The organism is Cellulophaga sp. 20_2_10, from assembly GCF_023476645.1.
GTDB lineage: Bacteria > Bacteroidota > Bacteroidia > Flavobacteriales > Flavobacteriaceae > Cellulophaga.
In genome coordinates this window covers 1-25,594 of the sequence record NZ_JAMCOJ010000004.1, presented here as the reverse complement: position 1 = coordinate 25,594, position 25,594 = coordinate 1, and the positions used below count along the sequence as shown (strand labels likewise).

14 protein-coding genes are annotated in these 25,594 nt (G+C 33.2%); 8 read left to right on the top strand and 6 right to left on the bottom strand.

Features of this window, described 5'->3' with window-relative positions; all coding sequences use genetic code 11:
• Positions 1-67: 67 nt before the first annotated feature.
• Positions 68-664: an LURP-one-related family protein gene (locus M4I21_RS08825; RefSeq protein WP_249558754.1), complete on the top strand. Its 597-nt coding sequence runs from the start codon at positions 68-70 to the stop codon at positions 662-664.
• A 41-nt stretch (positions 665-705) separates the two neighbouring features.
• Here the strand turns inward: M4I21_RS08825 and M4I21_RS08820 are convergent, their stop codons facing one another.
• From M4I21_RS08820 to ruvX, 5 genes are all read right to left on the bottom strand, one after another.
• Complete coding sequence (locus M4I21_RS08820; protein WP_249558753.1) at positions 706-1,098, bottom strand: response regulator; 393 nt, start codon at positions 1,096-1,098, stop codon at positions 706-708.
• Positions 1,091-2,188 carry a PAS domain-containing sensor histidine kinase gene (locus M4I21_RS08815; RefSeq protein WP_249558752.1) on the bottom strand — a complete coding sequence of 366 codons (1,098 nt, stop codon included), beginning with the start codon at positions 2,186-2,188 and terminating at the stop codon, positions 1,091-1,093. The genes M4I21_RS08820 and M4I21_RS08815 overlap by 8 nt, the downstream gene beginning before the upstream one ends.
• 185 nt (positions 2,189-2,373) lie before the next feature.
• Positions 2,374-2,832 carry a DUF5606 family protein gene (locus tag M4I21_RS08810; RefSeq protein ID WP_249558751.1) on the bottom strand — a complete coding sequence of 153 codons (459 nt, stop codon included), beginning with the start codon at positions 2,830-2,832 and terminating at the stop codon, positions 2,374-2,376.
• 58 nt (positions 2,833-2,890) lie between these two features.
• Positions 2,891-3,481: a peptide deformylase gene (gene def / locus M4I21_RS08805; RefSeq protein WP_249558750.1), complete on the bottom strand. Its 591-nt coding sequence runs from the start codon at positions 3,479-3,481 to the stop codon at positions 2,891-2,893.
• Between the two features lie 47 nt (positions 3,482-3,528).
• On the bottom strand, positions 3,529-3,939 hold the full coding sequence (gene ruvX, locus M4I21_RS08800) for a Holliday junction resolvase RuvX (protein ID WP_249558749.1): 411 nt from the start codon (positions 3,937-3,939) through the stop codon (positions 3,529-3,531).
• 102 nt (positions 3,940-4,041) lie between these two features.
• Here ruvX and M4I21_RS08795 point away from each other — a divergent pair, with 102 nt between their 5' ends.
• Positions 4,042-4,857 carry a 2,3,4,5-tetrahydropyridine-2,6-dicarboxylate N-succinyltransferase gene (locus M4I21_RS08795; RefSeq protein WP_249558748.1) on the top strand — a complete coding sequence of 272 codons (816 nt, stop codon included), beginning with the start codon at positions 4,042-4,044 and terminating at the stop codon, positions 4,855-4,857.
• Positions 4,858-4,954: 97 nt separating this feature from the next.
• Here M4I21_RS08795 and M4I21_RS08790 read toward each other — a convergent pair whose 3' ends face one another.
• A complete protein-coding gene (locus M4I21_RS08790; RefSeq protein ID WP_249558747.1) occupies positions 4,955-5,839 on the bottom strand; it encodes a GT-D fold domain-containing glycosyltransferase in 885 nt (294 codons plus the stop codon).
• A gap of 78 nt (positions 5,840-5,917) precedes the next feature.
• Here M4I21_RS08790 and M4I21_RS08785 point away from each other — a divergent pair, with 78 nt between their 5' ends.
• The 6 genes from M4I21_RS08785 to M4I21_RS08760 form a co-directional block, all read left to right on the top strand.
• A complete protein-coding gene (locus M4I21_RS08785; RefSeq protein ID WP_249558746.1) occupies positions 5,918-6,970 on the top strand; it encodes a hypothetical protein in 1,053 nt (350 codons plus the stop codon).
• Between the two features lie 46 nt (positions 6,971-7,016).
• On the top strand, positions 7,017-8,129 hold the full coding sequence (locus M4I21_RS08780; RefSeq protein WP_249558745.1) for a glycosyltransferase family 4 protein: 1,113 nt from the start codon (positions 7,017-7,019) through the stop codon (positions 8,127-8,129).
• Complete coding sequence (locus tag M4I21_RS08775) at positions 8,129-9,985, top strand: glycosyltransferase (RefSeq protein ID WP_249558744.1); 1,857 nt, start codon at positions 8,129-8,131, stop codon at positions 9,983-9,985. The genes M4I21_RS08780 and M4I21_RS08775 overlap by 1 nt, the downstream gene beginning before the upstream one ends.
• Positions 9,969-10,559, top strand: coding sequence for an L-threonylcarbamoyladenylate synthase (locus tag M4I21_RS08770; RefSeq protein ID WP_249558743.1), 591 nt, complete (start codon positions 9,969-9,971; stop codon positions 10,557-10,559). The genes M4I21_RS08775 and M4I21_RS08770 overlap by 17 nt, the downstream gene beginning before the upstream one ends.
• Positions 10,560-10,561: 2 nt before the next feature.
• Entirely contained in the window at positions 10,562-11,980 is a 1,419-nt protein-coding gene (locus M4I21_RS08765; protein ID WP_249558742.1) for a CCA tRNA nucleotidyltransferase, read from the top strand.
• A gap of 625 nt (positions 11,981-12,605) precedes the next feature.
• On the top strand, positions 12,606-25,594 hold a 12,989-nt coding region (locus tag M4I21_RS08760; protein WP_249558741.1), incomplete at its 3' end, for a hypothetical protein.

Here is a 25,594-nt window from a genome sequence, read left to right as displayed (position 1 = left end):
ATAAGAAAAAGGAGTGAGAGTTATATTACATATAGTACAACCTAATAAATTATAGAATTCTCAATTTATGCAAGACATTAAATTCCCTGTTACTTTTCAGTTTAAAATATCGTCTTTCTCTAATGATTTTACAGCTACAGATGCCTCTGGGAAAACCATAGCATATGTAAAGCAAAAAATGTTTAAGTTTAAAGAAGAAATTAAGATTTATAGTGACGAATCTAAGACAAAAGTTAATTATAGTATTAAGGCTGATAAATGGTTAGACTTTTCTGCTGCTTATGCCTTTAAAGATGAAAACGGTAAAGAGTTTGGCAAAGTAGCACGTAAAGGGTGGAAATCTATTTGGAAAGCCCATTACAATATTATTGACGAGAATCAAAAACAACAATACAATATAAGTGAAGAAAACCCTTGGATTAAAGTGTTTGATTCTATGTTAGGAGAAATTCCTGTTTTAAATTTCTTTACAGGATACCTTTTTAACCCATCTTATATGGTTAAAGATAATCAAGGCAAATCTATTATAAAGCTAAAAAAGACAGCTTCATTATTTGGTAGAAATTTTGAGTTAAGCAAACAAGGAGAAATGGATAGCAATGATGATGACCGAATTATGCTTGGCTTAATGATGATGATCTTACTAGAACGCAGAAGAGGTTAACAAACCTATATAAATAGCGCCTTGTTAAAGCAAGGTGCTATTTAATTTTCTTTTACACCCAGAAGTATTTTTTGTATTTTATCATAGTTTAAAGGCTTCTCTAAATAATCAATAACATCTAAAAAACCTAAGGCTTTTTCTTTATCTAATGGTCTACCAGAGGATGTTACAATTACTATAGGAATGCCTGTGCAGTAATTATTATCTTCCTTATACTCCATAAACTCAAAACCACCCATTATTGGCATATTAATATCCAATATAATTAGATCTGGTTGATGTTGCTTTAAGTAATCAATAGCTTCTTGTCCATTTTCTACAGTTTTTATGTTTGTAAATCCTAGATTATTGAATTTACTAACCGTAATAAAATTTGTTACATCGTCATCTTCAACTAGTAATATCTTGTATAAGTCGTTCGTTTCTTTATCCATTAAAATAGATTTTAAATTGTGTTCCTTTATTAATTTCACTTTCTACCTTTATCTCTCCACCGTTATTTTTAACAATGGAATATATAATATAGAGTCCCACTCCTAAACCTTCAACGTGTGTATGCATTCTTTTAAATAATCCGAATATTTTATTTGGATCTTGCTTAATATCAAAACCTAAGCCATTATCTTTTACTATTAATACAGGCTTATTATCTTCTATTTTGGTTGATATAGATATTAATGGCTTTCTTCTAGCGTGCTTGTATTTTATAGCATTAGATATTAGATTATGTAAAATACTCTCAAACTGTACTGGGTTGTATTTTATTGTTGGATATGCGGTAAAATCTTCTTTTATAATAGTTCGGCTTTCTATTATTTTTTCTGAGTGTATAGCCTTAATTTTTTCTACTATTTCTTTAAAATTAACTTCTTCAGCTTTGTTTCCTGTATTTGCTTTTAAAGCAATTACATTATTTAAAGCCTTTAGTTTATCGCACATAAGCTTGCCTACATGTTTTAACTTATCAAAAATTGGTTTTGCTTCTTCTGTAATTGTATTGCTAGACTCTAACATAGAGAACAAACTTTGCATATTAGTTAGAGGGGCTCTTAGATCATGTGCCGCCACATAAGAGAATTCTTCTAACTCTTGATTCTTAATTTTTAAATTGTTATTTACAGACTCTAAATTGTTCTGAGTCGCCTTTAACTTATCTATAGTACTCATTAGATTACTTATATCTAATGTAGTAATACCTAAACCCTCACCAATTTTAAAAGCTCTTACCATAAATTTAAAGGTTTTATTATCTGTAAAAAAAGAAATCTCATCTATGCTAATAGGTTTACCTGTCTCAATAACTTTTTTATAAGATTTTAATCTTTCTGATCCTTCTAAATAAGGAAAAGCTTCTAAAAGAGATTTTCCTACAAAGTTTTCTTTTTTTATACTTAATGTTGTGGTTGCTGCTTTATTCATATCCACAAAAACTAAATTTTTGTCCAGGATTACAAATGGCGAATGTGCCATATCAAAAAAAACTCCTCTTAACTCATTATCTATATTCATAGGTTTAGCACTCATACTACTTGTTTTTAATTTGGGGTTAAAACGGTATTACGCTGCTAAATTCTAGATTTTATCTTATCCTATCTTTTGTTAATCCATAGAAACCAAATACCTATAGACCAATGACTTATTACTATAGATAAACAAAAAAAGGGTTGCATATAATATGAAACCCTTTACTATTTTTAAAAAAAGAAATTTTATTTCTCTGTAGACTCTTCTTCTGCCTTTATTTCTTCTTCCTTTACCTCTTCTTTAGTTTCTTCTGGAGTAGTAAAATCTATAATGCCATGATCATGCAATAAGTTATACCACTGTATTACTTTTTTAATATCACTAGCATATACCCTATCCTCATCATAATTAGGCAATACTTCAAAAAAGTATTCTTCTAACTTTAATTTATCATCTTTATGCTTAACAGCAGTTTTTTTGCCGTTTTCTTTTTCTTGTATTTTACTAAAAACTTCTCTTAAAGGAACTTCTTCCTCTAATGTATAAATTGCAATTTCTGATAAAACACTAACATTAGTACGCATATTAACAGTGCTTCTTTTGCCATCTATTAAAGATTCTGCAACAAAACCTGTACGTGTTTGTGTTACTAATTTGTGTAATCCTGGTTTACCAGCAATTGATAAAATTTTATCTAAACTCATATTCTATTTTATAAATCTTTTACAAATATTACATTTTTTAAACCGATAAAAAAGGAATCTATCTTCCTTTTTTCATTTCCGGAAAACGCATTCTATATTCTACTCTTATTTTCCCCTTAGATATGTTACCTAACTTATTCTTTAACAAGCGTTTCTTTAATGAAGATAACTTGTCTGTAAACAATACACCTTCTATATGGTCATATTCGTGCTGTATAACTCTAGCCAATAAACCATCATACTTTTCTGTGTGCTCTTTAAAGTTATCATCTAAATAGGTAATTTTTATATTCTCCTTTCTAGATACATCTTCTCTGATGTCTGGTATACTTAAACAACCTTCGTTAAAAGTCCACTCCTCACCAGTTTCCTCAGTAATTTTAGCATTAATAAACACTTTTTTAAATCCGTCTAATGCTTTTTGTTCTTCTTCAGATAAATCTTCATCATCTGCAAAAGGAGTTGTATCTACTAAAAAGATACGAACTGGCAAACCAATTTGTGGCGCAGCTAAACCTACTCCACTTGCATTATACATAGTCTCCCACATATTATCTATAAGTTCTTTTAACTTAGGATGATCTTGGTTTATATCTTTTGCTTTTTTTCTTAGCACAGGGTCTCCGTATGCTGTAATTGGTAAAATCATATTAATACTTAATTTTTTAAAATTGTTTTATAAAAACAATTAAAATTTTAATTTCTACTTAAATAAGATTGTAAAATAATTGTTGCACTAATCTCATCTACAAGTGCTTTATTTCTGCGTTGCCTTTTATTTAGCCCACTATCTATCATAGTCTTAAATGCCATTTTAGAGGTAAAACGTTCATCTTCTCTTTCTATAGGCATATTAGGAAAAATAGTTTTAAGTTTTGCTAAAAAAGGTATAATTAACACTTCAGACTCAGAAGCTGTGTTATCCATTTGTTTAGGCTCACCTACTATAATCTTTTCTACCTTTTCTTTAGCTATATAGTCTTTTAAAAACAATATAACTTCCTTAGTATTAACAGTGGTTAATCCAGATGCTATAATTTGCATTTCATCTGTTACTGCAATACCCGTACGTACTTTTCCAAAATCTAATGCTAGTATTCTACCCAAACTGTTTTTTTGACAAAAATAATATATAAATTGTTATATGTTTACATTTGATTAAATTATTAAGTCTCACCTATTATCTTTGCTAAAATTGATTTTACAAAAATGACAGAATTACAGAAAACTATAGAAGCTGCTTGGGATAACCGAGATTTATTAAAAGAAACAGCTACGCAAGACGCTATTAGAGAAGTAATTGACCTAATAGATAACGGAAAACTAAGATGTGCCGAACCTATTGGAGATGATTGGCAAATTAACGAATGGGTAAAAAAAGCTGTAGTTCTTTATTTTCCAATTCAGAAAATGGAAACATTAGAAGCTGGTATTTTTGAATACCACGACAAAATGCCTCTAAAAAGAGGTTATAAAGAAAAAGGAATTCGTGTAGTTCCAAATGCCGTTGCAAGACACGGAGCTTACATTTCTCCTGGCACTATTTTAATGCCTAGCTATGTAAACATTGGTGCTTATGTAGACGAGGGCACAATGGTAGATACTTGGGCTACTGTTGGTAGCTGTGCACAAATAGGAAAAAATGTACACCTTAGTGGTGGTGTTGGTATTGGTGGTGTTTTAGAACCTTTACAAGCGTCTCCGGTAATTATAGAAGATGGAGCTTTTATTGGCTCTAGATGTATAGTTGTAGAAGGTGTAAGAGTAGAAAAAGAAGCTGTTTTAGGTGCTAACGTAGTATTGACTATGAGCACCAAAATTATAGATGTTACTGGTGATACCCCAATAGAAATGAAAGGTAGAGTACCTGCGCGTTCTGTAGTTATACCTGGTAGCTATACCAAAAAATTTGCTGCTGGCGAATTCAACGTTCCTTGTGCATTAATCATAGGCAAACGAAAAGAAAGCACCAACAAAAAAACATCTTTAAATGATGCTTTACGTGAGTATGATGTTGCTGTTTAATAAAACAAAATAGTAATATAAAATAAAAGCCCACAATTTACATTGTGGGCTTTTATTTTGGTGTTGCTTATGTATTAAAAATACATAAAAATTAGCCTTACATTATCTGATTTCTAAAATAAAACTTAATATCTTTTCTTAAAAAAAGAAATTTTTTCTGAAAGGATAATTTTTCTCTATCAGCTTTAATTAATAATCTTCTAACTTTGTGTCCTTGTAACCTTATCCATGTTCTAGATACTCTATTTTCTACAGCATCAACAATAGAACCAAAATCTATTACTTTAGATTCAATTCCCAAATTCCATAGACGCAAAGCAATTACGTTAGAAGTACTACCTGCTGATGGTATTATTAAGTCATAATTTTCAGCATTTAACTCTATTTCAGGCCACCAATCATTTATGGTTTCATAAGCATGTTTAGGTGGGATTTGTACATAAAAATCAATTTTCCCGTATAATTTTTCTGCAATCTTTTTTTCTGTAGAACCAATAAACATCTTTTTTAATGATCTTATTTCTTCATCTAAAAAAGCTTTCAATACCTTTGGTTTAAAAACAGCCATACATTGAAAAATACATGGGTTTTCAAAAATAATATCTTCAGAGAATTTTTTGTCCTTCATTATTTGTACCATTTCTTCTTGCCAAGAAAAATTTTTATAAATACCACTTGCATGAAACTCATCATAGGGATAATTAATTGGACAAGCAATTAAGTATTCTTTATCTTGAATTTTAAAAGATGCCTCAAGTTCACGATCTAATCCTTCGTTATAGTAATAATTCCTATGATCTTTTTTCATCATAGTTACGAATTCACCATCTCCAAACCTTACAAAAAACAAACGTTTGTTACTTTTTAAACTCTCTCTTACATACTCAAAAGATTGTGTTATACTTTTAGTCTTTATAGAGTTTAAAGTACTATTAGTATTTCTATAAAATAAATTATAAAAATAATATTTTAGGGGTTTCATAAAAAAAAATTAAAAAACAAATGTATTAATTTTACTACCAAATAAGTATCTTAATGTTTATTTTTGGAAAAAAAATGAATGACCGTTGCAATTGTTGAAGTTTCTGAATCTCATGAGGAGTGTATATATAGTCAAGCATTATTTCTAACAAGTGCGAACTATAAAGTTGATTTATACATTCACCCTAAAATCAATAGTCAAATTGACAATTACAGGTATTTATTTAACAATATAATCATTACAGACTTTGAAAACATTTCTATTTTAAAGAGAATTCACCAACAACAAAGACTCTTAAAAAAATTAAATAATTATGACAAAGTTGTTTTTAACACTGCTAGTTCTTCAAGAATAGTTAGAAATTTATGTTTATTTTTACTATTCTCAAAAACTGAATGCATTGGAGTACTACATAATATAAAAAAGATTGAAAAAAGTTTTACACAAAGTCTTATTTCGTTAAAAATAAAAAAATATTTTGTACTCAATGACTTTATATTACCTTCTAGAGAGATTAAAAAAATAAAAATAGTAAGCTTTTATCCTATTTTCTTTCCTAGTTTTAAGAAAGATGAAACTCTAGATAAAAAAAATAAAATATGGCTAACAGTTCCTGGTAGATTAGACTACAATAGACGAGATTATAATTTGTTATTTGAAACAATAAGAAACTGCAAAAACACCGAAAATATCAAAATTATTTTACTGGGCAAAATAAGCGATAGTAGTACTGACGGACAAAAGACTCTAAAGAAACTTAAAGATTTAAAAATAGAAGAAAATTTTATATTATTTAATGATTTTGTTGACAACGATACTTTTCATAATTATTTAGATAAATCAGATTATATTTTACCTTTATTAAATAAAAGCGATGATTATTTAAAATATAAAATAACTGGAACTTTTAACATTGCTTTTGCTCATAAAAAAATAATGTTAACTAATCATTTTTTTAAAAAAATTCCTGATTTACAAGAGAATTCTATTTTTTACACTAGAGAAAATTTAACTAAAATAATTTCAAATATTAATAACAGTATTTTATTAAAAAAAGATGATGCTTACAAAAATCTAAAATGGAATTTTGATGTACAAAAAGAGCAATACCTAAACTTAATTAATTCATAGTTACTTTTTTTAAATTATCTTTGAAAATTAATACTAATATTCTATAATGATTGTAGGTTTTGACGCAAAAAGAATTTTTCACAACAATACTGGTTTAGGAAACTATGGGAGAGATTTAGTAAGAATTCTTTGTCAACATACCAATATTAATAAAATAATATTATACAATACTAAGCCACCAAATAAAGACAGGATTTTCAAATCCCCAATTATATCTGTTATTTACCCAAGTTCTTGGTTCTGGAAGAAGTTTTCATCAATATGGAGAGTTTATGCTCTTAAGAATAATATTGTCAAAGATAATCCTAATATTTATCATGGTATTACAGGTGAAATTCCATTTGGTTTAGCAAAAACAAATATAAAAAGCATTGTTACAATACACGATCTTATTTTTATAAGTCATCCACAATATTACTCTGCAATAGACAGATTCATTTATACGTCAAAATTTAAATACGCAGTTAAAAATTCAACCAAAATTATTGCCATAAGCGAACAAACTAAAAAAGATATTTTAAAATACTCCAATGTAAGTAAAGAAAAAATAAGTGTTGTGTACCAAGGCTGTAATGCAGCTTATAAAAAAAAATATAGTGAAGAAGATAAAACAAAAGTAAAATTAAAATACAATATCCCTGAAGAATTTATTTTAAATGTTGGAACAATACAGGAGCGTAAAAATGCACTATTAATAGTAAAAGCGATAAAAGAAACTAATAAACAATTAGTTTTAATTGGTAATGAAGAAGAACATGCTAAAAAAATTAGAGTATTTATTAAAGAGCATAAACTTACCAAGCAAGTACATTTTTTAAAAAACGTAGAATTAAAAGAGTTAGCCATAATTTATCAATTAGCAACTGTATTCTGTTATCCATCCTTGTGCGAAGGTTTTGGCATTCCAATCATTGAAGCTTTATATAGTAAAACACCTGTTATTACCACTAAAGGAAATTGTTTTCCTGAAGCAGGAGGACCAAATTCTTTATACATAGAACCTAATGATTCAGAGGACTTAAAAATTAAAATTAACAACTTATTTTCTAATCCTAAAGAAAGAAAACGTATTGCAGAAAAAGGACTAGTTTATGCCCAACGTTTTAATGACAATATTACTGCCAATACTATTTACGATGTTTATAAATCTTTAGTTTAATGAAGAATATCTGCTTTTTAAATAGTACCAAATCATGGGGTGGTGGAGAAAAATGGCACTATGAAGCTAGTACATATATGCACAGCAAAGGGCATAATGTACTAGTTGTAACAAATAAGGAAAGTGAACTTTATAACAAATTAAAGGGCTCAAAAGTAAATAGTATTCCTTTAAAAATCGGCAACTTTAGTTTTCTTAATCCTTTTAAAATCAAAAAGTTAAAATCCATACTTAAAGATTACAAAATAGAAATTATAGTAATAAACCTTTCTGAAGATCTAAAAATAGGCGGTTTAGCAGCTAAGCAAGTAGGTGTAGATAAAATTATATATAGAAGAGGTAGTGCTATACCTATTAAAAATACTTTTTTTAACAGGTATTACTTCAAAAACATAGTTACTAACGTTTTAGCTAACTCTATAGCTACTAAAGAAACTGTAGTCGCTAAAAACCCCAATTTGTTCCCTGAAAATAAGATAAAAGTTATTTATAACGGAATAAATATAAATAACTTTATCAATAAAAAATACACTCCTATTTATACAAAACAGAATGAGGATGAAATAGTTATTACAAATTTAGGTAGACTAGAATTACAAAAAAATCAAAAATTTTTAGTAGATCTGGCTTATAAACTAAAAAAAATGAACATCAATTTTAAAATGATAATTGGTGGAGAAGGAAGATTAAAACAAGATTTAATAAATCAGGCTAAAAATTTAGACGTAATTGATCAAATTATATTCACTGGATTTATAGATAACCCAAAAGATTTGTATTACAGTGGTGACATTTTTATTTTACCTTCATTATGGGAGGGGTTTGGTTATGTACTAGCAGAGGCATCACTTTGCAAAAAACCAATTTTAGCATTTAATATTAGTAGTAATCCTGAAGTGGTAGTAGATAAAAAATCAGGCTATTTACTAGAACCAGACATTAATATTTTTGCGCAGAAAATTAATGATTTAAAGTCTAATCCAAGTAAAATGTCAGAAATGGGGAAATTTGGATTTAGCTTTGTAAATGAAAATTTTGACAGTTCTACCTCTCTTAACAAAATTGAAAAATTTTTAATTGATGATGATGATAAAAAAACTAAGGTTTCCGCTCTATTAATAACCTATAATGAAGAAAATAATATTGAAGAAATTTTAAATGACCTTAGATTTACAAATGAAATTATCATTATAGATTCATTTAGCACAGATAAAACTGAAGAGTTATCAAAAAAATATAATAACGTAACTTTTATTAAAAGAAATTTTAAAAACTATACAGATCAAAAATCCTATGCTCTATCTCTAGCTAAAAACAATTGGATTTTATTTTTAGATGCTGATGAAAGAATATCTTTATCTTTAAAAAATGAAATTATTTATACAATAAATAGCTCGAACCCTGCTGCTGCATATTTTATGTATCGAATTTTTATGTACAAAAAAGAAAAAATAAATTTCAGTGGTACGCAAAGAGATAAAAATTATAGACTTTTTCAAAAAAATAAAGTGAAATTTGATCCAAGTTTAATTGTCCATGAAACACTTATTGTAAACGGTAACACAAAGATTTTAAATAACAAACTCTTACATTACTCATATGATAGTTTTGATGCATATAAAATTAAAATGGTTCGTTATGGCAAAATGAAAGCCCAAGAAGATTTTGCAAAAAACAAAAAAGCTACTCCTTTTCATTTGTATATAAAACCAATAGGGAAATTTTTAGAACATTATATAATAAAATTAGGTGTTTTAGATGGTACAAAAGGAATGATCATTTGCTACTTGTATGCTTTGTCTACAAGAAAAAGATATACTGTTCTAAGTAAATTACATAATGGTAAACAAGAATAAACCAGATCAAAATTTTATTGATGAGATAAATGAATGTATTACCGTTTTACAAAATGGTGGTACTATTTTGTATCCTACAGATACTGTTTGGGGTATTGGCTGTGATGCCTCCAATGAAGAGGCCGTAAATAAAATATATCAGCTAAAAAAAAGAGCTAATACAAAAACAATGATTTGTCTTGTTTCTAATGATTTTATGCTAGAAAGACACGTAGAAAAAGTCCCTGAAGTTGCTTTTGATATTATAGACATAGCAGATAAGCCTACAACAATTGTATATGATAATCCTAAAAATGTAGCCAAAAATCTTATTGCAGAAGACAATAGTTTAGCAATTAGAGTAGCTACAGACCAGTTTTGTCAATATCTAATTGGTAAATTTAAAAAGCCAATTGTGTCTACTTCCGCTAACCTAGCTGGGGAACCTACAGCAAAAAGTTTTAAAGAAATAAGTTCTGATATTTTAAAAGGTGTAGACTATGCCGTAAATTTGCAGCGTAACGAACAAAAGGACACCCCGTCATCTATTATAAAACTAAGTAATGATGGCACTGTAAAGGTGATTCGAAAATAGGAATGACGCAAGAGAACTACAAAGACGCAATTAAAGACCCCATTTTTTTAGTAATAGCAGAAGCTGCTGCAGAACTTAATGTAGCTAGCTATGTTATTGGCGGTTTTGTACGCGATTTTTTATTAAAAAGAGGCACCCCAAAAGACATAGATATTGTTGCTGTTGGCAGCGGTATAGAGTTAGCACAAAAAGTAGCGTCTAAACTACCTACAAATCCAAAAGTATCTGTATTTAAAAACTTTGGTACTGCTATGCTAAAGTATGGCGATCTTGAGTTAGAGTTTGTTGGTGCCCGTAAAGAGAGTTACCATACAGACAGTAGAAACCCTATTGTAGAAGATGGTACACTAGAAGACGACCAAAATAGAAGAGACTTTACCATTAACGCAATGGCAATCTCTTTAAACAAAAATACATATGGCGAGTTATTAGACCCTTTTAATGGCGTTAATGACTTACATAACAAAGTTATAAAAACACCTTTAGAACCTGGCATTACGTATTCTGACGATCCCTTAAGAATGATGAGGGCTATACGCTTTGCAACTCAACTTCAATTTATAATCGAGGATAATTCTTTTGCTTCAATACTAGAAAATAAAGAGAGAATTAATATTATCTCTAAAGAACGTATTGTTGATGAGATAAATAAAATTATGTCTAGTGTAAAACCTTCTATTGGTTTTGCATTGCTACACAAATCGGAACTACTGCCTTTTATTTTACCAGAATTAAGTGCACTACAAGGTATTGAAGAAGTTGAAGGTCATAAACACAAAGATAATTTTTGGCACACCTTAGAAGTTGTAGATAATATATCTGTACATACAGAAAACTTATGGCTTCGTTGGGCGGCATTATTACATGATATTGGTAAAGCGCCAACCAAAAAATTTCATAAAAAAATAGGTTGGACATTTAGAGGACATGAGTTTGTAGGATCTAAAATGGTTTTCAAACTTTTTAAACGTTTGCGTATGCCATTAAATGACAAAATGAAATATGTACAAAAAATGGTTTTAATGAGTTCTAGACCTATTGTACTTTCTGAAGATTTTGTTACAGACTCTGCTGTACGTCGTTTGGTTTTTGATGCAGGTGAAGATATAGAAGATTTAATGACTTTGTGTGAAGCTGATATCACTACAAAGAACACAAAAAAACAGCGTAAATATCAGAATAATTTTAAGTTAGTAAGACAAAAAATAGTTGAAGTAGAAGAAAGAGATCATGTACGTAATTTTCAACCTCCAATCTCTGGAGAACAAATTATGCAAACATTCAACCTAAAACCTTCTAAAGAAATAGGCATCTTAAAAGATGCTATAAAAGAGGCTATCTTAGAAGGTACTATCCCTAATGAGTATGATGCTGCACATAACTTTATGCTTCAAAAGGGAAAAGAGTTAGGTTTAGCTTAACTAAAAATACGAAACTCCTCATAAATAGTGATATAACCTTGTTCACTTTAATATGTGCATCTATAGTTTACTATTGTTATACTATAGAATTATATGGATTTTAAATACATTCTGTAGTAAAAAAATAACTTTAAGTTAGCAAGACAACAAGTTATTGATGTAAAAGAAATAGATCATAGATGTATTTATTAGCTCCCAATAACTAGTGAATAAATCAAACAAACCCTTATTTTAAGGCCTTCCAAAGAGGTTTACATACTACAAAGAAGCAATTTTAGAAGCAATTAGTACTAATCGCTAAAATTACGTATCTAATTCTATGCTAAAAAAGTGAATAAAAGCGAGTTCAAACTTGTCTAAACTTCCGTTTTCCTCATATAAAACAAGTGTTTTCACTGTTCATAAAACAACAAACAACTTATTTTAATTTCCATCCACATACACTTTCCTACCATTCACCTACACTTTTGCCCTTACAGGCAACATATTATTATTTAACATCTTTTTCATCGATATCTTTGAAAAAATGAATAACAATCCGTGATTTTCTTACAACTAATAAGTTAACCACAAAAACACTAAACCATTTTCCTTCTTTTTAGGAAAAAAATCTAATCATTATTTTATGGAAAAAGTATTTAAAAACTTTTTACTGTTCATCGTTTTACTAACATTAAACACAATTAGTGTTTATGCGCAAATAGACGATAATAGGTATAAGGTTTCCCTAGCCCCAGAAGATTTAGCTACGTGTGGCGGAGTTAACAATTCTTTTGAGCGTGTGTTTATACAAGGCAAAAATGCATCTTGTAACAATTTTAGTATCACGTTTAACTTGCCAAACGGAGTCTTGTATGAGCCCGGAACAGCTGTAATAACGTCACAGGTAGACTCTAATGGAATTCCCATTGCAGTTAACCCTTATGAAATAGGAGTTGCTGGTACAGCAAATGATCCTATTTTTACGTTACATAGAAATGGTGACCCAAATATTAACTGGAATGTTGGTGATGAGGTTTATTTTGAATTTAAGCGTAGTGCAGATTGTGATGCTGTTGCTCTTTTAAATTCTGGTGGACTTTTTAAAGATGCACATACTATTAATTTTAATGATGCTGGTGGTGCAAATTCTGCCACGGATAGTGATACTAGTGTATCATCATACGCATTACTAGCTGCTTCCTTAAATATTTCTGCAATACCAACTATAAATTCTAATGTAGGAGAATCATATATCAGAGATATTACACTTGCACAAGGTGGTAATGGTTGTACCGAGACTTTTACTCATTATGTAGATATAGGGGAAGATGTAGATAATATTTACACTCTATCTTATAAAGGTACACTTTTAACTCCAACTTCAACAGTTGGTCAAGTTTTGACTTATAACATAGATTTAAATGTAGCTCCTTTTGCAGGAGCTGTTGGTGATTTAGATAATTGCTTTGATAATGGCGAAGTAATTATTCTTCAAGAAGCCTTTAGAGTAGATGACTGTATAGATACCGCAATAGTTCATAATACATATTGGGGATGTAGTGTTGGAGAAACTTGCCAAGCTGCCGAACCACAAACAGGGTCATTAAATTTTGGTGCAAACGTACCAGATATTACCCTTACTAAAATTGGGACAACTACACCAGATTTTTGTGAAGCTGTTACTTATACTGTTAAGTTAGAAAACACTAAGCTTACTACGGGTTCTATGGCTTTAGATGTTGGTATAAATTTAGGTATGGGAGCTAATTCTACTCCTATATCTAGTGCAAATAATAATCCTCTTTGGGATTTTGATTATTTTGACACCAGAAATGTATCTAACTTTAAGGTAGGTACAACTAGTTTTAATCCTACTAGTAGACCTAGTGATAGTTACTCTTCTAGAGGTTCTGGAAATACACTTTCTTTACCTCCTAACTTCTTTACATCAGATCCTGATGGTGCTGGTGTTGGACTAGAAGATTTAGATAATGATGGATATTTTGATGATTTAGCTCCAGGTGCTTCTACAGAAATATCTTTTGATTTTGCAATTGCTCCAAAAGATAATTGTGGAATTGGACGGTTCGACTACATGGGCTGGGAACATACTTATTTTGATGTGTACTTTAGAGATCAATGTAAAGGAGAAAGACTACCAGAGCGTATAGATCTTAATTACTTTAATATAATTAGAGATTATAGAAGTGTAACTGAGGTTGAAGCTCCTACGGATTTAGTTAATAATCAAGATTTTGAAATACGTATTGCTCCATCAATGCAAGCAAATGGTGTTGGTACTCCATTAGTTAATGGACAACCTATGCTATCTAATAATGCTAATTCTGTATGGAGTGTTACTATTACTACTCCAGCGGGTATGTCATTACGTCCTGGTGCATCATCAGAATTTACACAGTCCGGTAATGAAATTACATACAGCACTACAAATATTAGTGGTTCAGAATATAAAGAATGGGTAGAATTTCCATTAACTTTTTCTTGTGGCCCCAATGGTATACAGTCAATTCCTTATAAAACGAATTATACAGCAACAGGCCCCAGTGGTACTTGCTGGAGCCAAGATATGCATTGTGGTACAGTAGATATTTACACACATTGTCCAGGTGGCTGTGTTGGTCCGGCTATAGAAGGCTTTAATGCAAATAGAATTACTGCTGGTTGGACAGATAATACCATGACAACAAAAGTTACTTTAGACGATAATACAGACGGTATTAACAAATATCTTGCTGGTGATAGAATGAAAATTTCTACCTCTGCGTCTATTAATAACATCTCTTTAGATAATTTATATTTCGACTTAACATATAATACAGCAAGTTTAGCTGCTGGTGGATCAGATATCATTTCTTTTATCGAAGGTGAAATTACAATTAACGACTCCCCTACTACATTACAAACAGGAGTAATTACTATTACCCCTGTATTAACAACCAATGGAACTACAGAACATAGATTAACTTTTGATCTTAGTTCTTATAAAAGTTTAATTAGCGCCTCTTATAATTATGAAGGTGACGCTACAGAGCAAGACAGAGTTGAGATAGAATTAACTTTTGAATTTAGTAAAGATTTTAAAGATATTGACTATTTTGAACTCACCAATTTAAGAGGTGAATTCTTTGCCTTTACAGATTACCCAGCAAACACACAACCTAATAAAGTTGGCTGTGATACATGGGGAGATAGAGCATACTATTCTAGACCTCGTATTTACGGTAGCAACCAAACTAGATCTACAAATGGTTGTACTCCTTCTAATGGAATCCTGTATTATCAACACAATATGGCTCCTAGTGATATGCACGGAGATGAATATAGACCTATGACACTTTGGAAATCTACAGTTGTAGATATACCAGAAGGAGCCAGGTTTACAGGTAATGTTTCTTCTATTCAATTTCAAGGGGCATATTCTAATGCTACAGGAGAATTTATTGTTTCAGAAAGTGGTGGTCAAATTACTATTACTCCAGGTCCTGGATATGTAGATCGTGACCAAAGCGCTTTAATACAACCTAGATTTTATGTAGAATTTATGGGTACTTGTGAATCACCTGCTTCTGCCAGTTATGATTACACAATTAATTATGATGATTTTGCGTATGCTACCCCAGAAACTAAAAGTTTTACAAATACAAATAGGTTTCAATACACGCAACCTACATTTTTAATACAATCTAGCTCGCCTACTGTTAATGGAGATGCGTATACCGTAGATTTTGATGTTACTATAAGTAACACTAGTCCACAAGACGTAAATTATAACTGGTTGCAAGTTACTGTGCCTGTAGGTATTAACATTACAAGTGCTTTTAGTGTATCTGGCACAACAGAGGCCCCTGTTAATTTTTACCAGTCTGGAGATAAAACATGGATAGAAGCTGGTTCTGTTGCTACAGGTACTACTAAAGCTATACGTTTTAAAGGAGATTTTGAAGACTGTACAGACCTTACTGTGTTAGTTGAACACGGATGGGATTGCTTAGGTTATCCTGGTTACCCAGATACTAATCTAGATGTTTCAGATTTTCAAGCAGTAGGTGCTACTTGTTATCAAAATTCTACTTCTATAACCTTAGAACCTAAAGGTTCACAAGTACAGGTAGCAATAACAAATCAACCTAGTGTTCCGCAAAACCTATGTACACCTTTTAATATTGAAGTAGATGTTATTAGTGCCCAATTGGGAGATTTAATATTTCCTTCATTAGAGTTTGCTATCCCTGGTGGGGCTGGTGGTATTACTATTGTAAGTACAAATGTTACTTATCCTAAAGGTTCTGCTGCTGCTGCTGACACTCAGCCGGTAACAGTTACTATAGAAAACGGTATCGCTAAAGTAAATTTATTGGAGCATACAGGTATACTTGCTTTAAATGGTATAAAAGGTAATCCTGCTGTTAACTCTATAAATGAAAGAACGGCGCATGTTAATCTTCAAATTCAATTGGAGTGTGATTTTATTTCCAATTCTGAATTTACCTTTAAGGTTTACGGAGAAGAGCCGTGTGGAGAACCTGCTGCGGGTAATGGTTCTAGAATAGTTTCTAATGCTATTCAGGCTGCAGGTGCTGTAGCTCCTTACAATGCTTTAAGCACAATTAATCTGCCAGATTTTGGCGCACCAATAAAAGGCTGCGGAGTTACAGCTAATATTAATGTAGAAACCACAATTTCAGGCGGTACTACAGGTAGTTCAGATTTTGGTAAAATAACCTTAAGGTCTGGTATAGCATATGTAGCTTCTTCTTTTTCTAGTGCAGATGGTGCCACATTTAATAGTATAGCAACAGTGGGAGACCATCAGGAGCTTATATTAAACTACCCAGCAGGTGTTACTGCAGGATCTAAAATAAAATTTAATTTTGATTTTATAACTACAAGTGATGGCATATGTGATGCTACTGAGGAAGTACAAATAGTAAACTACGTTACTGTTAATGGTATTATGTGTTCTTCTAATGCTTGCCCAGATTTTCAAGTAGCTACAGGTTTCTCTTATGAGGTAATGCCTTTAGAAAAACCAACTTTAAATGGTACTAGTAACGATAGTTTCTTTTCTGTAGACACCAGTAATAATTACGAATATCATTTATCATTAGATATCGAAAATACTAGTCTAATAGATGCTTCTGCTGGTTATACATATAGCGTATATTGTGCAGATATTAATGGTGATATTGATGGTGCTGCTATCTCTACAGGTACAATAGCCGCTGCTATTCCTAATTCGTCTACAATCACAGATGAAATTATATTCACTACTGCCGGTGCAGCTTGTACAGGTACAAACTTTATAGTAGAGTTTTTACCTTCAAGTACCAATTGTCAGTGCGAAGCTATTCTAATACCTGTTTCTGTAGCTTCAGGTGCTCCATTAGATTTAGATGATGATAATGATGGTATACCTGATGTTATCGAAGTTTATAATGGCGATGCTGATGGTGACGGAACTTTAGATTATGAAGATCCAGATTTCTGTGCTGTTTTTGACGGTATTAACGGATGGGATTGTGCAACAATGGGCTTACCTGATCCAGATGATGATTTAGATGGCGATGGTATTCCAAACTACTATGACACAGATTTCCCTACTTGTGGCGGATTAAATGCGAACGGTATCTGTATCAATTTTGATACAGATGGCGATGGTGTTCCAAATCAATTAGACCTAGATTCTGACAATGACGGTATTACTGATATTGTTGAGGCAGGTTCAGGTAATATAGATGCAGATGGCGATGGTGTTATAGATATTCTTACAGATATAGATAATGATGGTCTTGCAGATGTAGTTGATAATGATACTACAGACGGACCAGAAGGTAGTGCGCCTTGTACACCACAAAATGGTTGTGTACAAATAAACTCAACTTCAAATGTTTTTGATACAGATGGAGATGGTACTACTGATGATAGTGGAGATTTTGATGGCGACGGAATACTAAATGCTTACGATTTAGATAGTGACAATGATGGTATTTTAGATACGGTCGAAGCACAGACTACAAGTGGCTTTAATACACCGGGTGCTATAGACCCATTGACAGGTATTCCTGTTGTTGGTGCAGATACAGATGGTATTGATCCAATTGATACTGATGGTGACGGTAATCCAGATTACTTAGATTTAGATGCTGACAACGATGGTATCACAGATACTTTAGAAGCCGGTGGCGAAGATATTAATGGCGATGGTGCTGTAGATGGTTTTGTTGATGCTGATGGTAACGGTGTTGCCGATAGCGTGGATACTACCCCTTTACCAGATGAAGATTCTGATAACGACGGTATTGTAGACAGATTAGATTTAGATTCTGATAATGATGGAATTACAGATACTACCGAAGCTGGTGGAATAGACGGTGATGGTGATGGTATCATTGATACGTTCATAACCGATACAGATAATGACGGACTTGCAGATAGTGTTGATCCAGTGGGTCCTACTACTCCAGGTACACCAATTCCAAATCCAGATACGGATAATGATGGTTTAGATGATAGAATAGATTTAGATTCTGAAAATGATGGTATTCCAGATGTAATTGAAGCTGGTGGTTCTGATCCTGATAATGATGGTAGAATCGGTGCTGGTCCAATAGATGATACAGATGGTGACGGACTTTCAGATCTAGTAGATTCAGATGATAATACGACAACTGACTTGGCAGATGGTACAGGTACTCCATTACCAATTGATAATTTTGATAGTGATAGTGTTCCAAATCATTTAGATATAGATTCAGATAATGATGGTATTACAGATACTACAGAAGCTGGTGGTCTTGATGTTAATGGTGATGGTCTAGTAGATGGTTTTGATGATACCGCTACAACAGATGGTTGGGATGATGCTACGGCTTTATCTCCACTTCCAATACCAAATACAGATGGTACAGGTGGTGTAAACTATTTAGATATCGATGCTGATGATGATGGTATTCCAGATAACGTAGAAGCACAAACAACTGCTGGGTATATTGCTCCTGCAGATGCTGAAGCTGCTAACGGATTAGATACTAACTATCCTGTTGGTTTAACTCCTGTAAGTACAGATGGTGATTTAATTCCAGATTATTTAGATTCAGATTCTGATAATGATGGTATTGATGATGTTGTAGAAGCTGGTCAAGATACCATCACAGATCCTTTAGCTGATGCCGATGCCGATGGCTTGAATGATGCTTTTGATGATACTCCTGGTAACGATGTAAATAATGATTTAGATACTGGTGCAATTGCAACAGATAATGTAGATGATTTAGATACTGCTGAGGTTGATTTTAGATCGATATTAGATTCAGATAATGATGGTATTATGGATACTGTTGATATTGATGATGATAATGATGGAATCTTAGATAGTGTTGAATGCGCATCTGTGAACCCTTCTGGAAAAACAGTAACACCTTATGCTAATTTACTACAAATATTTTCTTTTACACCTACAGTAACTTTAAATGGAAACTCTACTACCTCAAGTTTAACTACTCCTTTTGGTACAGTAATAGCTACTATAACTCATTCCGGTAATCCTATAGAATCTATAAATACTTCTGCAGTAAGACCTGCTGGGACTTTTTTAGATATTAAAAGTAATCCTAATGATGATGGGTTTAGAGGAGTAAATTCTGGAGGTAGTTATACCTTAACATACGATTTTGATAAACCTATTGATGTTTTCTTTTTTGATGCCGAAGCAAGTGCTAGCGGAGAAAATTACTCCACAAGTACAAACGGAAATGCTTTTGAAATTATAGATAGTAAAAATATTAATTTTGCAACAATAACTGGATTAGGTACTAAAAACATTAATGTAGCAGCCAATAATACTACAATAGCTGATGCACCTGTTATCCTTTTTGTTTCTAAAAACACTACCCAAATTACCTTTAACATTTCTCAGTTACCTGGTGGAAAAACAGGAATGGGAGTAGGTTTATTTTCTTCTTTATGTATTGATACAGACGGTGATGGTATTCCAGATAGTATTGACTTGGATTCTGATAATGATGGTATTCCAGATTCTATAGAAGCTGGTGGTACAGATACAGATGGTGATGGTCATATAGACTACCCAATTGCGGGTGACCCAACTTCTATGACAGATATCAATAATGATGGTCTTGCAGATGAAATTGCAGATACTCCTTTACCAGATGAAGATTCTGATGGTGACGGTATTGAAGATAGAATAGATTTAGATTCAGACAATGATGGTATTCCAGATGTAACAGAAGCTGGTGGTCCAGATGCAGACAACGATGGTGTTATAGATACTTTCGCTACAGATACAGACCGTGATGGTTTGGCAGATAGTGTTGACCCTGCAGATGCAACTACTCCTGGTACGCCTTTAGAAAGTCCTGATACAGATGATGACGGATTTGATGATAGAATAGATACAGATTCTGATAATGATGGTATTCCAGATGTAACTGAAGCTGGTGGTTCAGACCCAGATAACGATGGTGTTATTGGAACAGGAACTATTGATGATGCAGATGGTGACGGACTTTCAGATATCGTAGATACAGATGATAATACAACTCCTACGGCTACAGATGGTCCTGGTACCGCTTTACCAATCGATAATTTTGATGGTGATGCTAATCCTAACCACTTAGATATAGATGCTGATAATGATGGTGTTCTTGATCTAGTTGAAAATGGAACAGGTCCTTTAGATACCAATAACGATGGTACTATTGACAGTACTGATGATGTATTCTTAGATGCAAATGATAATGGTCAAGCTGATGCTACAGAAGGTACAGCCCCATTAAATACAGATACAACAGGTGGTGCAAACTATGTTGATATTGATGCAGATGATGATGGTATTCCAGATAATGTAGAAGCACAAACTACGGCAGCTTATGATGCTCCAGATGATGCTTTTGACGCTGAAGGTTTAGATACTCAATATCCAGGTGGAATTACACCTGCAGATACGGATAATGATTTAATTCCTGATTACTTGGATCCAGATTCTGATGATGACGGTACGCCAGATGTTATTGAAGCTGGTCAAGGAACATTAACTGATCCTTTAGCTGATGCAGACGGTGACGGATTAAATGATGCTTTTGATGATACACCGGGTACAGATGTAAACAATGATTTAGATACTGGTGCAATTGCAACAGACAACGAAGATGATTTAGATACCGCTGAGGTTGATTTCAGATCTATATTAGATCGCGACCAAGATGGTATTATGGATATCGTTGATTTGGATGATGACAATGATGGTATTTCAGATTTAGATGAAGCCAACGGAGTTGACCCAAGTGCTGATGATGATGGCGATGGAATCGTAAATTATTTAGATGATGCTCCTGCTGATCCATTAGTTGGTGATGTAAACGGAATTGTTGAGCCAGCATTCGACTTTGATGGTGATGGTATTCCAAATCACTTTGATATTGATGCTGATAATGACGGAATCTTTGATGTATATGAAGCTGGCAATGATGCTTTAGATACTAATAATGATGGTGTTATCGATGGTGTTGATGACAATTTTGAAGATAATGATAACGATGGTCAGGCTGATAGCTCTGAAACTACTTCACCTATCAATACTGATACGACAGGTAATGCAGATTTCTTGGATATTGATGCAGATGACGATGGTATTCCAGATAACGTAGAAGCACAACCTACTACAGGTTATGTTGTTCCTGCAGATGCTTTTGATTTCAATGGTGTAGATACTAACTACCCTAACGGATTAAGACCTGAGTATACAGATACAGATCTTACTCCTGATTATTTGGATACTGATTCTGACGATGATGGTACGCCAGATGTAGTGGAAGCGGGTCAAGGTGCAATTACAGATCCATTGGCTGATGCTGACGGTGACGGATTAAATGATGCTTTTGATGATACACCAGGTAACGATGTCAATAATGATTTAGATACAGGTGCAATAGCAACCGATAATGTGGATGATGTTGATACTGCTGAGGTTGATTTTAGATCTATATTAGATTTTGACCAAGATGGTATTATGGATATTGTTGATTTAGATGACGATAACGATGGTATCTCAGATGTAGATGAAGCCAATGGAGTTGACCCAAGTGCTGATGATGATGGCGATGGAATCGTAAATTATTTAGATGATGATCCTGCTGATCCACTTGTTGGTGATGTAAACGGAACAACAGAACCAGCATTTGATTTTGACGGTGACGGTATTCCTAATCACTTTGATATCGATGCTGATAATGACGGAATCTATGATGTATACGAAGCTGGTAACGATGCTTTAGATACGAATAATGATGGTGTTATTGATGGTCTTGATACTGGTTTTGAAGATAATGATAACGATGGTCAGCCAGATAGCTCTGAAACGACTTCGCCTATCAATACAGATATGACAGGTAATGCAGATTTCTTAGATATTGATGCCGATGATGATGGTATTCCAGATAACGTAGAGGCACAACCAACAACTGGTTATGTGGTTCCTGCAAATACTTTTGATGTTAACGGTGTAGATACAAACTACCCTAACGGATTAAGACCTGAGGATACAGATACAGATTTAACTCCAGATTATTTGGACGATGATTCTGATAACGATGGTATTTCAGATATGCTGGAAGCTGGACAAGGTACTCTTGTAGATCCTTTAGCCGATGCTGATGCAGATGGATTGAACGATGCTTTCGATGATACCCTAGGTACAGATGTAAACAATGATTTGGATACTGGTGCAATTGCAACAGATAACGAAGATGATACAGATGTGGCTGAGGTAGATTTTAGATCAGTACTTGATTTCGATCAAGATGGTATTCCTGATACGGTAGATCTTGATGATGATAACGATGGTATTTCAGATTTAGATGAGGCTAACGGAATCGACCCAAGTGCAGATGATGATAACGATGGTGTTCCAAACCATTCCGATGATGATCCTGCTGATCCACTTGTTGGTGATGTAAACGGAACAACGGAACCAGCTTTTGATTTTGACGGTGACGGTATTCCAAATCATTTTGATATTGATGCTGATAATGACGGAATCTATGATGTGTACGAAGCTGGCAATGATGCTTTAGACACCAACAATGACGGTGTTATTGATGGTCTTGATACTGGTTTTGAAGATAATGATAACGATGGTCAGGCTGATAGCTCTGAAACGACTTCACCTATCAATACTGATATGACAGGTAATGCAGATTTCTTGGATATTGATGCTGATGATGATGGTATTCCAGATAATGTAGAGGCACAACCTACAACTGGTTATGTGGTTCCTGCAAATACTTTTGATGTTAACGGTGTAGATACGAACTACCCTAACGGATTAAGACCTGAGGATACAGATACAGATCTTACTCCTGATTATTTGGACGACGATTCTGATAACGATGGTATTAGTGATGTCTTAGAAGCAGGACAAGGAACTCTAGTAGATCCTTTAGCCGATGCGGATAATGACGGATTAAACGATGCTTTTGATGATACTGTAGGTAATGATGTCAATAATGATTTGGATACTGGTGCAATTGCAACAGATAACGAAGATGATACAGATGTGGCTGAGGTAGATTTTAGATCAGTACTTGATTTCGATCAAGATGGTATTCCAGATACGGTAGATCTTGATGACGATAACGATGGTATTTCAGATTTAGATGAAGCTAACGGAATCGACCCAAGTGGTGATGATGACAATGATGGTGTTCCAAACCATTCCGATGATGATCCTAACGATCCATTAGTAGGTGATGTAAACGGAACAACGGAACCAGCATTCGATTTTGATGGTGACGGTATTCCAAATCACTTTGATATTGATGCTGATAATGACGGAATCTATGATGTATACGAAGCTGGCAATGATGCTTTAGATACGAACAATGATGGTGTTATTGATGGTCTTGATACTGGTTTTGAAGATAATGATAACGATGGTCAGGCTGATAGCTCTGAAACGACTTCACCTATCAATACTGATATGACAGGTAATGCAGATTTCTTGGATATTGATGCAGACGACGATGGTATTCCAGATAACGTAGAGGCACAACCAACAACTGGTTATGTGGTTCCTGCAAATACTTTTGATGTTAATGGTGTAGATACAAACTACCCTAACGGATTAAGACCTGAGGATACCGATACAGATCTTACTGCTGATTATTTGGATGCTGATTCTGACGATGATGGTACTCCAGATGTTCTAGAAGCAGGTCAAGGTACTATGACAGATCCATTGGCTGATGCCGACGGTGACGGATTAAATGATGCTTTTGATGATACTCCAGGTAACGATGTCAATAATGATTTAGATACTGGTGCAATTGCAACAGATAACGAAGATGATGCAGATATGTCTGAGGTAGATTTTAGATCAGTATTAGATTTTGATCAAGATGGTATTCCAGATACAGTAGATCTTGATGACGATAACGATGGTATTTCAGATTTAGATGAGGCTAACGGAATAGACCCAAGTGCAGATGATGATAGCGATGGTGTTCCAAACCATTCCGATGATGATCCTAACGATCCATTAGTAGGTGATGTAAACGGAACAACGGAACCAGCGTTCGACTTTGATGGTGATGGTATTCCAAATCACTTTGATATTGATGCTGATAATGACGGAATCTATGATGTGTACGAAGCGGGTAATGATGCTTTAGATACTAATAATGATGGTGTTATTGATGGTCTTGATACTGGTTTTGAAGATAATGATAACGATGGTCAGGCTGAAAGTTCTGAAACCACTACGCCTATCAATACTGATATGACAGGTAATGCAGATTTCTTGGATATTGATGCGGATGACGATGGTATTCCAGATAACGTAGAGGCACAACCAACAACTGGTTATGTGGTTCCTGCAAATACTTTTGATGTTAACGGTGTAGATACGAACTACCCTAACGGATTAAGACCTGAGGATACAGATACAGATCTTAATCCTGATTATTTGGACGACGATTCTGATAACGATGGTATTAGTGATGTCTTAGAAGCTGGACAAGGAACTCTAGTAGATCCTTTAGCCGATGCAGATAATGACGGATTAAACGATGCTTTTGATGATACACCTGGTAACGATGTAAACAATGACTTAGATACTGGTGCAATTACAACAGATAACGAAGATGATGTAAGTACAGTTGAAGTTGACTTTAGAGAAGTTGCTGATAGTGATGGTGATGGTGTATTAGATACTCAAGAAGAGCTAGATGGTACAGATAAAAATGATCCTTGTGATTATGAAATTGCTAGTGTTACAATTGCTGTCTCTGGTGATTACTTAACTGTAGATTGTGATGGTGATGGTATCTTAAATGGCCAAGAAGTTACAGACGGTACAAATCCTTTAGATGATTGTGAATCTATTGGTGGTACTCCGCTACCTACTAGCGATTGTGATAACGATGGTTTAACTAATGCGGAAGAAGCTACTATTGGTACGGATCCTAATAATCCTGATTCTGATAATGATGGACTTTTAGATGGTGATGAAGTAACTTTAGGTACTGATCCTAATAATCCTGATACAGATGGTGATACTATTCTTGACGGACAAGAAGTTACCGACAATACCAACCC

What these genes read in the sequence shown, in the direction of transcription:
- M4I21_RS08825 (WP_249558754.1), top strand. Translation starts at nt 68, where the DNA reads ATGCAAGACATTAAATTCCCTGTTACTTTTCAGTTTAAAATATCGTCT.
- M4I21_RS08820 (WP_249558753.1), bottom strand. Translation starts at nt 1,098, where the DNA reads ATGGATAAAGAAACGAACGACTTATACAAGATATTACTAGTTGAAGAT.
- M4I21_RS08815 (WP_249558752.1), bottom strand. Translation starts at nt 2,188, where the DNA reads ATGAGTGCTAAACCTATGAATATAGATAATGAGTTAAGAGGAGTTTTT.
- M4I21_RS08810 (WP_249558751.1), bottom strand. Translation starts at nt 2,832, where the DNA reads ATGAGTTTAGATAAAATTTTATCAATTGCTGGTAAACCAGGATTACAC.
- def (WP_249558750.1), bottom strand. Translation starts at nt 3,481, where the DNA reads ATGATTTTACCAATTACAGCATACGGAGACCCTGTGCTAAGAAAAAAA.
- M4I21_RS08795 (WP_249558748.1), top strand. Translation starts at nt 4,042, where the DNA reads ATGACAGAATTACAGAAAACTATAGAAGCTGCTTGGGATAACCGAGAT.
- M4I21_RS08790 (WP_249558747.1), bottom strand. Translation starts at nt 5,839, where the DNA reads ATGAAACCCCTAAAATATTATTTTTATAATTTATTTTATAGAAATACT.
- M4I21_RS08785 (WP_249558746.1), top strand. Translation starts at nt 5,918, where the DNA reads ATGACCGTTGCAATTGTTGAAGTTTCTGAATCTCATGAGGAGTGTATA.
- M4I21_RS08780 (WP_249558745.1), top strand. Translation starts at nt 7,017, where the DNA reads ATGATTGTAGGTTTTGACGCAAAAAGAATTTTTCACAACAATACTGGT.
- M4I21_RS08775 (WP_249558744.1), top strand. Translation starts at nt 8,129, where the DNA reads ATGAAGAATATCTGCTTTTTAAATAGTACCAAATCATGGGGTGGTGGA.
- M4I21_RS08770 (WP_249558743.1), top strand. Translation starts at nt 9,969, where the DNA reads ATGGTAAACAAGAATAAACCAGATCAAAATTTTATTGATGAGATAAAT.
- M4I21_RS08765 (WP_249558742.1), top strand. Translation starts at nt 10,562, where the DNA reads ATGACGCAAGAGAACTACAAAGACGCAATTAAAGACCCCATTTTTTTA.